The organism is Streptomyces sp. NPDC051740 (assembly GCF_044453165.1).
Classification (GTDB): domain Bacteria; phylum Actinomycetota; class Actinomycetes; order Streptomycetales; family Streptomycetaceae; genus Streptomyces; species Streptomyces atrovirens.
In genome coordinates, this window is the sequence record NZ_JBITCL010000030.1 from 22,199 (window position 1) to 35,305 (window position 13,107).

Annotated in this window: 9 protein-coding genes; 8 read left to right on the plus strand and 1 reads right to left on the minus strand. The window is 72.8% G+C overall.

Annotated features, from left to right (window positions below):
• Position 1 precedes the first annotated feature (1 nt).
• The 8 genes from ACIA6T_RS32505 to ACIA6T_RS32540 all read left to right on the plus strand — a co-directional run bounded on the left by ACIA6T_RS32505 (position 2) and on the right by ACIA6T_RS32540 (position 12,080).
• A complete protein-coding gene (locus ACIA6T_RS32505) occupies positions 2-1,093 on the plus strand; it encodes an enediyne biosynthesis protein (RefSeq protein ID WP_399450110.1) in 1,092 nt (363 codons plus the stop codon).
• Positions 1,090-7,041, plus strand: a complete 5,952-nt coding sequence (locus ACIA6T_RS32510; RefSeq protein WP_399450111.1) for an SDR family NAD(P)-dependent oxidoreductase — start codon at positions 1,090-1,092, stop codon at positions 7,039-7,041. The genes ACIA6T_RS32505 and ACIA6T_RS32510 overlap by 4 nt, the downstream gene beginning before the upstream one ends.
• A gap of 3 nt (positions 7,042-7,044) precedes the next feature.
• Positions 7,045-7,503 carry a thioesterase family protein gene (locus ACIA6T_RS32515; RefSeq protein ID WP_073937998.1) on the plus strand — a complete coding sequence of 153 codons (459 nt, stop codon included), beginning with the start codon at positions 7,045-7,047 and terminating at the stop codon, positions 7,501-7,503.
• Positions 7,500-8,039, plus strand: a complete 540-nt coding sequence (locus ACIA6T_RS32520; protein ID WP_399450112.1) for a flavin reductase family protein — start codon at positions 7,500-7,502, stop codon at positions 8,037-8,039. The genes ACIA6T_RS32515 and ACIA6T_RS32520 overlap by 4 nt, the downstream gene beginning before the upstream one ends.
• A gap of 1 nt (position 8,040) precedes the next feature.
• Positions 8,041-9,390 carry a cytochrome P450 gene (locus ACIA6T_RS32525; protein WP_399450113.1) on the plus strand — a complete coding sequence of 450 codons (1,350 nt, stop codon included), beginning with the start codon at positions 8,041-8,043 and terminating at the stop codon, positions 9,388-9,390.
• A gap of 177 nt (positions 9,391-9,567) precedes the next feature.
• On the plus strand, positions 9,568-10,821 hold the full coding sequence (locus tag ACIA6T_RS32530) for a helix-turn-helix domain-containing protein (protein WP_399450114.1): 1,254 nt from the start codon (positions 9,568-9,570) through the stop codon (positions 10,819-10,821).
• Positions 10,822-11,149: 328 nt separating this feature from the next.
• On the plus strand, positions 11,150-11,404 hold the full coding sequence (locus ACIA6T_RS32535; protein WP_399450115.1) for a hypothetical protein: 255 nt from the start codon (positions 11,150-11,152) through the stop codon (positions 11,402-11,404).
• Positions 11,405-11,408: 4 nt separating this feature from the next.
• Positions 11,409-12,080: a class I SAM-dependent methyltransferase gene (locus tag ACIA6T_RS32540; protein ID WP_399450116.1), complete on the plus strand. Its 672-nt coding sequence runs from the start codon at positions 11,409-11,411 to the stop codon at positions 12,078-12,080.
• A gap of 237 nt (positions 12,081-12,317) precedes the next feature.
• Here the strand turns inward: ACIA6T_RS32540 and ACIA6T_RS32545 are convergent, their stop codons facing one another.
• Positions 12,318-13,040, minus strand: a complete 723-nt coding sequence (locus tag ACIA6T_RS32545; protein ID WP_385046554.1) for a helix-turn-helix transcriptional regulator — start codon at positions 13,038-13,040, stop codon at positions 12,318-12,320.
• Between the last annotated feature and the right edge of the window lie 67 nt (positions 13,041-13,107).

Here is a 13,107-nt window from a genome sequence, read left to right on the forward strand (position 1 = left end):
CATGTCCCCGTCCCAGACCGCCACCCCGCGCCACAGCACGAAGGTCGTCACGGCGCTGCGGAGATTCGCCATCTCGATCTCCGTGCTCAACGTCTTCGGCTACACCGTGCTCGGCTTCGAGCAGCCCTGGACCTGGCCCTTCATCGCCCTGGCCGTCGCCTACACGCTGGAGATCGCCCTGGAGGCGATCGGCGCCCGGGCCGAGGGCCGCGCCCCCCGCTTCCAGGGCAACGGCCTCAAGGGCCTGATGGAGTTCCTGCTCCCGGCCCACATCACCGCGCTCGCGGTGAACATGCTCTCCTACGTCAACGACGTCATCTGGGTCATGCTCTTCGGCGTCATCGTCGCCGTCGGCACCAAGTGGGTGCTCAGGGCCCCGCTCAAGGGCCGTATGCGGCATGTCATGAACCCATCGAACTTCGGGATCGCCGTCATCCTGCTGCTGTTCCCGTGGGCCTCCATCGCACCGCCGTACCAGTTCACCGAGTACCTCGACGGCGGCTTCGACTGGCTCGTCCCGGCGATCATCATCACCCTCGGCACGATGCTCAACGCCAAGCTCACCGAGCGCATGTGGCTCATCCTCGCCTGGGTCGGCGGCTTCGCCCTCCAGGCCGTCGTACGCGGCCTGGTGTTCGGCACCTCCATCCCGGCGGCCCTGGCGATGATGACCGGTGTCGCGTTCGTGCTCTTCACCAACTACATGATCACGGACCCCGGTACGACCCCGTCCTCCAAGTGGGGCCAGATCGCCTTCGGCGGCGGGGTCGCCGCCATGTACGGCGTCCTGACCGCGATGAGCGTGGCCTACGGCCTCTTCTTCGCCACCGCGCTCGTCTGCGCCATCCGGGGTGCCTTCCTGTGGACCGCGGACATCGTGGCCAAGCGGCGCGCCGAGGAGGCCCTGGCGCTGGCCGCCGTCGGACAGACCGTCGGACAGACCGTGGAGAAGACCGTGGACCGGGACGACGCGCCCGGGCGGACCACGGACCGGAACACCGAGCCCGCCCCGGCGTGCGACTGCCCGGCGGACGCCTGCGGCTGCCCGCCCGCGGCCTCGGAGCCGACTCGGAAGGTGCCGGTGACCGCATGAGCAGCAGAATCGCCATCGTCGGGATAGCGTGCCGCTACCCCGACGCCAACTCCCCCCAGGAACTGTGGGACAACGCCGTCGCCGGACGGCGTGCCTTCCGCCGGCTGCCCGACGTCCGGATGAACCTGGACGACTACTGGGACGCCGACCCGTCCACCCCCGACACCTTCTACGCGCGCAACGCCGCCGTCATCGAGGGCTACGCGTTCGACCGGGTCGCCCACCGCATCGCGGGCAGCACCTTCCGCTCGACGGACATGACGCACTGGCTCGCCCTCGACACCGCCGGACGGGCCCTGGCCGACGCCGGGTTCCCCGGCGGCGAGGGGCTGCCGCGCGAACGCACCGGAGTGGTGGTGGGCAACACGCTCACCGGCGAGTTCTCCCGCGCGAACGTCATGCGGCTGCGCTGGCCCTACGTACGGCGCGTGATGGCCTCCGCCCTCGCCGGGCAGGACGGCTGGGACGACGCCCGCATCGCGGACTTCCTCGCCGAGGTCGAGACCTCGTACAAGGAACCGTTCCCGGCCGTCGACGAGGACTCGCTCGCCGGCGGGCTCGCCAACACCATCGCGGGCCGCATCTGCAACCACTTCGACCTGGGCGGCGGCGGGTACACCGTCGACGGGGCGTGCTCCTCCTCCCTGCTGTCGGTCACCACGGCCGGCACCGCGCTCCTCTCCGGCGACATCGACGTCGGTGTCGCCGGCGGCGTGGACCTGTCGATCGACCCGTTCGAGATCATCGGCTTCGCGAAGACGGGCGCCCTCGCCAAGGGCGAGATGAGGCTCTACGACCGCGGCTCCAACGGCTTCTGGCCGGGGGAGGGCTGCGGGATCGTCGTCATGATGCGCGAGGAGGACGCCCTCGCGGCGGGCCACCGCATCTACGCCACCATCGCGGGCTGGGGCGTCTCCTCGGACGGACAGGGCGGGATCACCCGCCCCGAGGTCAGCGGCTACCGGCTGGCCCTGCGCCGCGCCTACGAACGGGCCGGCTTCGGCATCGAGACGGTCCGCCTCTTCGAGGGCCACGGCACCGGGACCCCCGTCGGCGACACCACCGAGCTCACCGCGCTCACCGAGGAACGCGCCGCGGCCGGACCGGACGTCCCCGTCGCCGCCATCACCTCGGTCAAGGGCATGATCGGCCACACCAAGGCCGCCGCCGGCGTCGCGGGCCTGATCAAGGCCGCCCTGGCCCTCGACAACCACACCGTCCCGCCGTCGATCGGCACCGTCGACCCGCACGACGTGCTCACCGGCGAACAGGCCAACCTCAAGGCTCTGCGCAAGGCGGAACCCTGGCCCGAGGGCGTGCCGCGCCGGGCCGGCATCACCGCCATGGGCTTCGGCGGCATCAACACGCACGTGGTCCTCGACGAACCCGCCGTCCGGCGCCGGCCGCCGGCGCACCGCCGGCCCGTCGAGCTGGCGGACTCCCCGCAGGACTGCGAACTGCTCGTCCTCGACGCCGAGTCGCCCCGGCAGCTGCGCACCCGGATCACCGAGGTCGCCGACTTCGTCGCCCGGGTCTCCTACGGGCAGGTCGCCGACCTGGCCGCCACCCTCCAGGGCGAACTGCGGGGCAGGACGCACCGCGCGGCCGTCGTCGTCTCCTCCCCGGAGGACGCCGAGCGGCGCCTGCGGCACCTGGCCGGCCTGCTGGAGAACGGCGAGAGCACCCACACCGCCGCCGACGCGCGCGGCTTCCTGGGCAAGGTCACCGGACCCGCCCGGATCGGGTTCCTCTTCCCGGGGCAGGGCTCCGGCAAGGGCACCGGCGGAGGCGCGCTGCGCCGCCGTTTCGCGCAGGCCGCCGACGTCTTCGAGCGGGCCGGTCTGCCGAGCAGCGGCGACATGGTCGCCACCGACGTGGCCCAGCCGCGCATCGCCACCGGCTCCGCCGCCGGACTGCGCGTCCTCGACACGCTGCGCCTGGAGGCGGCCGTCGCCGTCGGCCACAGCCTCGGCGAGCTCTCGGCCCTGCACTGGGCGGGAGCCTTCGACGAGCGGACGCTGCTGGAGGCGGCGCGGGTGCGGGGCGGGGCCATGGCCCGGCACAGCGCCTCGGGCACCATGGCCTCCCTGCAGGCGTCCCCCGAGCGGGCGGAGGAGCTCGTCGCCGGCCTCGACGTGGTCGTCGCCGGATACAACGGCCCCGAACAGACCGTGGTCGCCGGCACCGTCGAGGCGGTCGGTGACGTCGAGCGCCGGGCCGGTGAGGCCGGCGTGGGCTGCACCCGGCTCGCCGTCTCCCACGCCTTCCACTCGCCCCTGGTCGCCCCGGCGGCCGAGTCGTTCGGGACCTGGCTGGCCGGGGCGGACCTCGGGCAGGTCCACGGCAGGGTCGTCTCCACCGTCACCGGCGGCGAACTGGACCGGGACACCGACGTCCCCGCGCTGCTGAGCCGCCAGATCACCGCTCCCGTCCGCTTCACCCAGGCGGTGCGCGAGGCGGCCCGGCACGTCGACCTGTTCGTCGAGGTCGGTCCTGGCCGGGTGCTCAGCGGCATCGCGCGGGCGGCCACGGACGTGCCGGCCGTCGCGCTGGACACCGACGACGAGTCGCTGCGCGGCCTCCTGGGCGTCGCGGGCGCCGCGTTCACCGCGGGCGCGCCCGTCGCGCTCGAGGGCCTCTTCCGGGACCGGCTGATCCGGCCGCTGAAGGTGGGCCAGGAGTTCTCCTTCCTCGCCAACCCGTGCGAGCAGGCGCCGCACGACGGCCCGCCCGCCGTCCGCGCGCCGCGCCCGGCTGCCGCACGGGTCCCGGCCGGTGCGGCCGTCGTACCGGCCCGTACGTCCGCCGCACCGGCAGGCGCGTCCGCCGCACCGGCCCGTACGCCCGCCGCCCAGGAGCCTCCGGCCGCCGTGCCCGCGGCCTCCACGGGCGGGGCGTCCCCCGCCGTCGAGGAGACGGCCGCGGAGCGGGAACCGGCGCTGGACGTGCTGCGCGCCCTGGTCGCCGAACGCGCCGAACTCCCGGCCGAACTCGTCGACCCCGACAGCCGGCTCCTGGACGACCTGCACCTGAGCTCCATCACCGTCGGCCAGATCGTCAACCTCGCGGCGGCCCGCCTCGGGATCGCGCCGACCCAGCTGTCGACCAACTTCGCCACCGCCAGCCTCACCGAACTCGCCGAGGCCCTGGACACCCTGGTCAGCACCGGCGCCACGGCGGCCGAGGACACCACCGTCGCCGCCGCGGTGACGGGCGCCGCACCCTGGGCGCGGCCGTTCGCCGTGGACCTGGCGGAGGTGGCCGCGCCGCCGGCCGGCGCCGCCGAGGCGGACGGCGTGTGGGAACTGTTCGGCACCGCCGAGCAGGCTTTCTCCCAGGACCTGAAGAAGGCGCTGGAAGGCGCCGGCGCCGGCGCCGGCGTCCTCGCCGTCCTGCCCCGGGGCTGCACCCCGCAGCAGGTGGACGAGGTGCTCGCCGCCGCCAGGAACGCCCTGGCCGGAGCACGGGAGCGGCGGTTCGTCCTGGTGCAGGACGGACGCGGCGCCGCGGGCCTGGCCAAGACCCTCCACCAGGAGGCCCCGCACCTGCGCACCACGATCGTCCAGACCCCGCTGAACGGGGACGCGGTGGCACGTGTCGTCACCGAGGTCCGCGCGACCGCCCGGTTCGGCGAGGCCCACTACGACACGGCCGGGGTACGGCGCGTGCCGACCCTGCGGGCCCTGCCGGTCGAGCAGGAGAACACCGACCTCCCGCTGGACGCCACGGACGTCCTGCTGGTGACCGGTGGCGGCAAGGGCATCTCCGCCGAGTGCGCCCTGGCCGTCGCCCGGAGGACCGGGGCGAAGCTGGCCGTGCTCGGCCGGTCGGACCCGGCCGCCGACACCGAACTCGCCGAGAACCTGGCGCGGATGGCCGACAGCGGCGTCGGCGTGCACTACGCCCGCGCCGACGTCACCGACCCCGAACGGACCGCGGCGGCCGTCGCCGAGCTGGAGAAGGCGCTGGGGAAGATCACCGGCGTACTGCACGGAGCCGGCCGCAACGAGCCGGCCCCCCTGACCGAGCTGGAGGCGGAGGACTTCCGCCGCACCTTCGCCCCGAAGGTCGACGGTCTGCGCACCGTCCTCGACGCGGTGGGGGCCGGCGGGCTGAAACTGCTGGTCTCCTTCGGCAGCATCATCGGCCGGGCCGGACTGCGCGGCGAGGCCCACTACGCCACCGCCAACGAGTGGCTGGCGGACCTCACCGAGGAGACCGCCCGCACCCATCCGGGGCTGCGCGCGAGGTGCGTGGAGTGGTCGGTGTGGTCCGGCGTCGGCATGGGCGAGAAGCTCTCCGTCGTCGAGTCGCTCTCCCGCGAGGGCATCACGCCCGTCTCGCCCGACCAGGGCGTGGAGATCCTGCTGCGCCTGATCTCCGACCCGGACGCGCCCGTGGTCACGGTCGTCAGCGGCCGCACCGAGGGCATCGAGACCGTGCGCCGCGACCTGCCGCCGCTGCCGCTGCTGCGGTTCACCGGCAACCCGCTCGTGCGCTACCACGGCGTCGAACTCGTCACCGAGGTGGAACTGAACGCGGGCACCGACCCCTACCTGGCCGACCACCTGCTCGACGGCAACCTGCTGCTGCCCGCCGTCATGGGCATGGAGGCGATGACACAGGTCGCGACCGCCGCGACCGGCTGGGACGGAACCCCCGTCATCGAGGGGGCGAAGTTCCTGCGGCCCATCGTCGTGCCGCCGGACGGCAGCACCAGGATCCGCGTCGCCGCCACCGTCACCGGCCGCGACACCGTCGACGTCGCCGTGCACGCCGAGGACACCGGCTTCGTGGCCGAGCACTTCCGGGCCCGGCTCGTCTTCGACGGCGCCCAGGCCCCCGACGGGCCGCCCGAGCAGGTGCCCGAGGGGACCGTCCCGGTCCCGCTCGACCCGGCCGCCGACCTGTACGGCGGGCTGCTCTTCCAGGGCACGCGCTTCCAGCGGCTGCGCCGCTTCCACCGGGCCGCGGCCCGGCACGTCGACGCCGACGTCGACGTGCGGCGCCACCCCGAGGGCTGGTTCGCCGGATTCCTGCCGGGACAGCTGCTGCTGGCCGACCCGGGCATGCGCGACGCGCTCATGCACGGCAACCAGGTCTGCGTGCCCGACGCCACCCTGCTGCCGTCCGGCGTCGAGCGGATCCACCCGCTCGGCTCCGGCGACCACGTGCCGGAACGGCTGAGGTACACGGCCGTCGAACGCAGCCGGGACGGCAACACCTACGTCTACGACATCGCCGTACGGGACGAGGACGGCACCGTCGTCGAGCGCTGGGAGGGCCTGACCCTGCACGCCGTGCGCCGGACCGACGGGGCAGGACCCTGGGTCGCGCCCCTGCTCGGCCCCTACCTGGAGCGCACGCTCGAGGACGTCCTGGACGCCCGGATCGCGGTCGCCGTCGAACCGCACGGCGGACAGCCCGCCGGCTCGGTGACCCAGCGCCGCGGCTTCACCACGGACGCGGCGGCCCGTGCCCTGGGCACCCCGGTGACGGTCAGCCACCGGCCCGACGGACGCCCCGAACTCCCGGCGGACCGGCACCTGTCGATGTCCGCGGCACACGGACTCGGGGTGACCCTCAGCGCCGTCTCCGCATCGGAGGTGGCCTGCGACATCGAAGCGGTCAGCATGCGCTCGGAGGCCGAATGGCAGGGGCTGCTCGGCGAGCACGCCCCGGTGGCGCGGCTGGTCGCCAAGGAGACCGGTGAGGCGCCCGACACCGCCGCCACGCGGGTGTGGAGCGCCGTCGAGTGCCTCCAGAAGGCCGGGATCATGGCGGGGGCACCGCTGACCGTGCTGCCCGGACGCAAGGAGGCGTGGGTGGAGTTCGCCGTCGGCGGCATCCGCATCGCCACCTTCGTCACCGCGCTGCGCGACGCCCTGGAGCCCGCGGTCTTCGCCTTCCTCGTGCACGACACGGACCGAACCGAAGGGCGGCCCTAGACCATGGCGGAAGACTACTTCGAGTACCGGCACACCGTCGGCTTCGAGGAGACCAACCTCGTCGGCAACGTCTACTACGTCAACTACCTGCGCTGGCAGGGTCGTTGCCGGGAGATGTTCCTCCAGGACAAGGCCCCGGAGATCCTGGCGGACCTGCAGGACGACCTCAAGCTGTTCACGCTGAAGGTGGACTGCGAGTTCTTCGCCGAGATCACCGCGTTCGACGAGCTGTCCATCCGGATGCGCCTGTCCGAACTGGGCCAGACCCAGCTCGAGTTCGGCTTCGACTACATCAAGGTCACCGGCGGCGCCGAGGTCCTGGTGGCCCGCGGCCGCCAGCGCATCGCCTGCATGCGCGGTCCGAACACCAACACGGTGCCCTCCCTCATCCCGGAGGCCCTGGCCCGCGCGCTGCAGCCGTACGGCGCGCGGCCCGCCTCCCTGACGGGACGGACCGCATGAGCACCCTGACCGCCGCGCCGCCGTGGACCGCCTCCGCGGGCGACACCACACGGCTGCGGCGGGCCTTCGGGGCGTTCGCCACCGGGGTGACCGTGGTGACGGTCGGCGGCGCCTCCCCGCGGGGCATGACCGCCAACTCGTTCACCTCCGTCTCCCTCGACCCGGCGCTCGTCCTGCTGTGCGTCGGCAGGGACGCCGGCATGTACCGGAGCCTCGCCGAGGCCGACACGTTCGCCGTGTCGGTGCTGGCCGCGGACCAGGAGGACGTGGCCCGGTACTTCGCCAGCCGCTCGCGGCCCGCCGGCGCACGGCAGTTCGACGCCGTCGGCTGGCTGCCGGGACACCGGAGCGCCGCCCCCCTCATCGCGGGGGCGGCGGCCCACTTCGAGTGCGCGGGCTGGCGGACGTACGACGGTGGCGACCACGCGGTCTTCCTGGGCCGCGTACTCGCCCTGGACCAGGCGCCGGAGCGCGAGCCCCTGGTGTTCCACGGGGGCCGCTTCCGGCAGCTCTCCGAGCGCGCACCGGAGGTGTGACATGGGCGTGCATCCCCCGGGCCCGCCGGTGTGGGCCCTGCCCGGACTGCTGCGCAAGCTCGCCGTGGACCGGCTCGGCATGATGGAGGACGCCGCCCGGCTGTCCGACGCCGTACGGGTCTCCATGGGGCCGAAGAAGATGTACATCTTCAACCGGCCCGACTACGCCAAACACGTCCTGGCCGACAACGCCGCCAACTACCACAAGGGCATCGGCCTGGTGGAGTCCCGCAAGATCCTCGGGGACGGGCTGCTCACCAGCGAGGGCGAACTGTGGCGCGCCCAGCGCACCAACGTCCAGCCCGCGTTCCGGCCCCGGCGCATCACCGAACAGGCGGGAGCGGTCGCCGAGGAGGCGGCCGCGCTCGTCGCCCTGCTGCGCACCCGGGCCGGACAGGGACCCGTCGACGTGCTCAAGGAGGTCACCGGGCTGACCCTCGGAGTGCTGGGCCGCACCCTCATGGACACGTCCCTGGACGGTCACGGCGGCATCGCCCACGCCTTCGAGGCGGTCCAGGACCAGGCGATGTTCGACATGGTGACGCAGGGACTGGTGCCGACCTGGGTGCCGCTGGCCACCCAGCGCCGGTTCCGCAGGGCCCGCCGGGACCTGGCCCGGACCGTCGACGAACTGGTCGCCGACCGCGCCTCCCGGCTGGACGAGGACGCTCCCGGTGACGACGCGTTCGCCCGGATGATCCTGGCCGCGCGCCGGCACGACGACCCCGCCGTGGGCCGCCGGCTGCTGCGCGAGGAACTCGTCACCCTGCTGCTGGCCGGGCACGAGACCACGGCGAGCACCCTGGGCTGGACCCTGCTCCTGCTGGCGCGCCACCCGCACGTGCGCGACCTGCTGCGGGACGAGGCCCGCGCCGTCCTGGCCGACGGCCGCCCGCCGGACGCCGACGACCTGCACAAGCTGACGTACACCACCCAGGTGATCCAGGAGGCCATGCGCCTGTACCCGCCGGTGTGGATCCTGCCGCGCGTCGCGCAGCGGGCCGACGAGGTGGGCGGCTTCCCGGTCCCGGCCGGAGCCGACGTCCTGGTCTGCCCCTACACCCTGCACCGCCACCCGGACCTGTGGGACGACCCCGAACGGTTCGACCCGGGCCGCTTCGACCCGGCGCGGGCCGCCAACCGCCCCCGGTACGCCTACATCCCCTTCGGCGCGGGACCCCGGTTCTGCGTGGGCAGCGGCCTCGGGATGATGGAGGCCGTCTTCGTCACCGCGCTGGTCACCCGCGACCTCGACCTGGACGTCGTACCGGGACACCGGGGCGTGCCGGAACCGATGATGTCGCTGCGGATGCGCGGCGGACTGCCGATGACGGTCCGCGAGGCGGACTGACGCACGAGCGCCCCGCCGGCGGGTTCCGTCCGGCGGGGCGCTCGTGCGCCAGGCGGCCGTTTGGGGCCGCATCCCTGGCACTGCGGACGCACGTCAACGCCCCGTGCGCTCGGGGCAGTCACGGGGCGTCAGCACGAGTACCGTTTTGAGTGTCGAGGCCAAAACGGAGGCTTCAGTATGGCGCACAACTCAACCCCTCTGGGAGACACCGTCCGCGCCTACCGGCGAACGGCAGGATGGAATCAGGAACGACTCGCGGAGGAGTCCGGTCTCTCCGTGAGCACCGTGAGGAACATCGAGCAGCGCGGACACGCCAGGTTGGACACGTTGAGCCAGGTGGCACAAGCTTTTGGTGTCCCGACCTCGGCGCTCTTCGCGCCGGGGGTACCGCACCCGGTGGGTGACGACGACAGCGCCAACCGGCAGCTCCTGGCGTCGCTCCGGCAGGCGCTCATGCCGCCGGTAGGGATCGCGGGGGAAACGCTGGCGGACCCTGGTGAGGCGGCGGAGCCCTCGGCTGTCCGCCGGCTGATCGAGGACGCGCTGTCGCTCTACAACTCGGATCGGTACGAGTCAGTGGCCCTCATGCTCCCCGGCCTCCTGCGTCAGGCCGACGCCGCGGTGGTGGCGGCCGAGGAGGAGGACCGCCGCCAGGAGGCCGTCCTCGTACGGGCCCACGCCCTCCTCCTGGCCGGGAAGTACCTCACGCAGGTCCGCCAGTACGACATGGCCTATCAGGCTCTCGCGGAAGGGATCAGGCTCGCCCGTGAGCTGGGCAACACGCTGACCGCGGCGACCGGCGTCACAGGGCTGTGCTGGCTGCTCCTCCGGCAGGACCGGTTCGACGAGGCGGAGCGCTTGGCGGCCACCACCGCAGAGGCCATCGAACCGAAGCTCTCCACGGCCTCCATGGGCGAGCTGGCGGCGTGGGGGGAGCTCTGCCTCCGCATCGCCTCCGCCGCCATCCGCAACAACCGGGAGGACGAGGCGAAGCAGGCTCGGCGGATGGCAGCCACCGCGGCGTCCGCCATGGGGCATGAGCACCGGGACTACCGCACCCATTGGGCTCGGTTCGGCCCGGCCACCGTGGAGATCAAAGCGGTGGAAGACCTTTCCCTGGCCGGGGACGCCCACGGCGTCCTCAGCCGCAAGGACCAAGGACTCCTCTCCAAGGAGACCCTGGAGGCGGTGGGACGGCCCTCCGCCATCAACTGGCACCGCCACCGGCTGGACATCGCCCGGTCTCACGTCAAGGTGGGGTCGACGCACGACGCCATGGAGGAGCTCGCCCGCATCAAGAAGAAGGCGCCCTCCTGGATCCGGCACCAGCCCATGGCCAGGTACGTCATGGAGGACATTCTCAAGACACGGAAGCGGACGCTGACACGGGAGATGCGGGAGATGGCCACGCTCCTTGACGTTCGCGCCTGACGGTTCATCAGAACTGCCAAACTGCCTGGTAGTCCGTGTGTCGATCGCCGCGAACTACCACCACACCCATGTGGTTCACGCCACACTCCGGCCGTACGGTCCAGGTACCAACCACGAGACCTACGCCAGGGACATGAGTCATGCGTAGAACAACCGCTGACCGGCAACGGCGCCGCGCGCTGGTGGACACTTCCGTGACCGCCACCACGCTTGTGACGGGGCCCGGCCCGGTACACACCCACCCCAACACTCCGCCACGCCTCCCGGATGTCCGGGGCCAGGCCATGACCGTGCGCCAGGCGTCGGAGCCGGAGCCGGAGGTGGCCGAATGAGCAGGAGCGAGCTCGACATCCCGGCCGCGGAGGCGCCCACCGTGGAGGAGACCTCCGTGGCGAGGAACCTGGAGCGGCAACTCGCCGTTGCGCACTGGCTCCTCGGCGCCACTGAGGACCGGGACCTGGCCCGCGCGCAGTGGGAGCATGCCGACGGTGTGGCGCTCCTGGCGTGCGGTGGCACCCTCGGTGCCGTGCGGGCCCCGGCCGGCCGGTTCTCCGGGCGGCCGGCCGGTGGCACGGAAGGATGAGCGCATGAGCATGGTGGAGACCCTGGCGTGGGACACGTACGCGCGGCGGCGGCCGGAGCGGCGGCCGGTGAACGAGGCCGGTGAGGTGACGTGGTTCAACTGGACGCAGTACGCGGACCACGGTCCGGGCGCGGAGGTGTTGGGCGTGCGCCCGGGCCACCGGGTGCTGGACCTCGGGTGCGGTAAGGGTGGGAACCTGGCGCACCTGACGACGCTCGGCGCCCGGGCTGTGGGTGTGGACGTCTCCACGGCACAGCTCCAGGCCGCGCGGGCGCGGTGGGGAGACACCGACATGACGCTCCACTGCCGGGACGCGGTGGACTTCCTCACCTCCGGTGGCGGGGAGGATTCCGACTCCGCGTACTCCGTGTTCGGCGCCGTGTGGTTCACGGACCCGGCGCGACTCCTGCCGGCGATTCGGGCCCGGCTCCGGCCGGGAGGCGTCCTGGCGTTCTCGCAGCGGCCTCCAGTGGAGGGGTGCTACGGGTGCCAGGCCTCCTACATCATCCGGGGCGAGGAGGAGGACCCGCTCGTGGTACGGCGGTGGGACTACGAGCTGGAGGCGTGGGACGGCATCCTCGCCTCTCACGGGTTCCGGGATGTGCGGGTCCGTCTCCTGCCTGCGCCGCCCGGGCCGCGGACGATCGGGACGCTCCTGGTGCGAGCGGTCGCCTGACCTCGTCTGGACCCCCTTGCGGAGGTGCGGCGGTTCGGTCCCGAAGTGCGGTTGGCGAATCCCCCAGGAACTGCCAGGGCATACCGCGAGGGCGGAGATGGGAGCGAATCTCCAGGCAGAACAGCCGCGAGTGGCGTGCCGTCTGGAGATTCGCTCCCATCAGTGTCCGGTGGCGGGATTCGCCGACAGGATCCCGGGGGGAGGGCGGGGCACGCGGCCCGCCCCTTTCCGCACGCGTCAGCCGGCGGCCTGTTCCAGCGCGTTGGACCGCAGGTCGAGCAGGGCCATCAGTACGGGCGGGTCCAGTTCTCCGACCGGGCGGAGCGTGATCTCGGCGGGCAGCAGCAGGGTGTCCGCGTGCGCGGTGACCGGCCCGTAGCAGCCGACGGAGACGGTGTCCTCGTCCCCGATGCCCGAGGGGAGGTCCTCGCTGCCGTACGGGACGGAGTGCACGAGCACGTACCAGGTGCCCGCGGGTATGTCGCGCAGCTCGAAGCCGCCGGGCCCGTCCAGGACGATGCAGCGCACCGGCTGCCCCTGCGGGACCGGTGTGGGGAAGAGGCCGACGAAGCAGTGGCCGGGGGAGCGGCCCTCGGGCAGGGAGATCTGCCCGCGCAGGGTGGTGCGCGGGCCGTCGTCCTCGGGGCCCGCGTCGGAGTCGATGGCCGAGGTGAATCCGCCGAGCTCTCTGAATACGCTCGGAGAAACCCCCACACACGCCTTGAAGCGGGAACTGAACGTGCCCACGCTGCTGTATCCGACCTGACTGCTGATGTCGGCCACGCTGAATGTGGTGTCGAGCAGAAGGCGTTTCGCCTCCTGCAGCCGGAGCGCGGAGAGAAAACGCCCCGGGGAGGTCCCCGTCACATCCCGGAAGACCCGGGTGAAGTGGAACTTGCTGAACATCGCGGTGCGCGCCATGTCGTCGATGGTGAGATCCTGGCCCAGATTGGCCTGCATATCGACGATCACCCTGTGGACTGCACGCTCGATCGTGGTGGAGGTCACCGTTTCTCCCTGGTGGTCG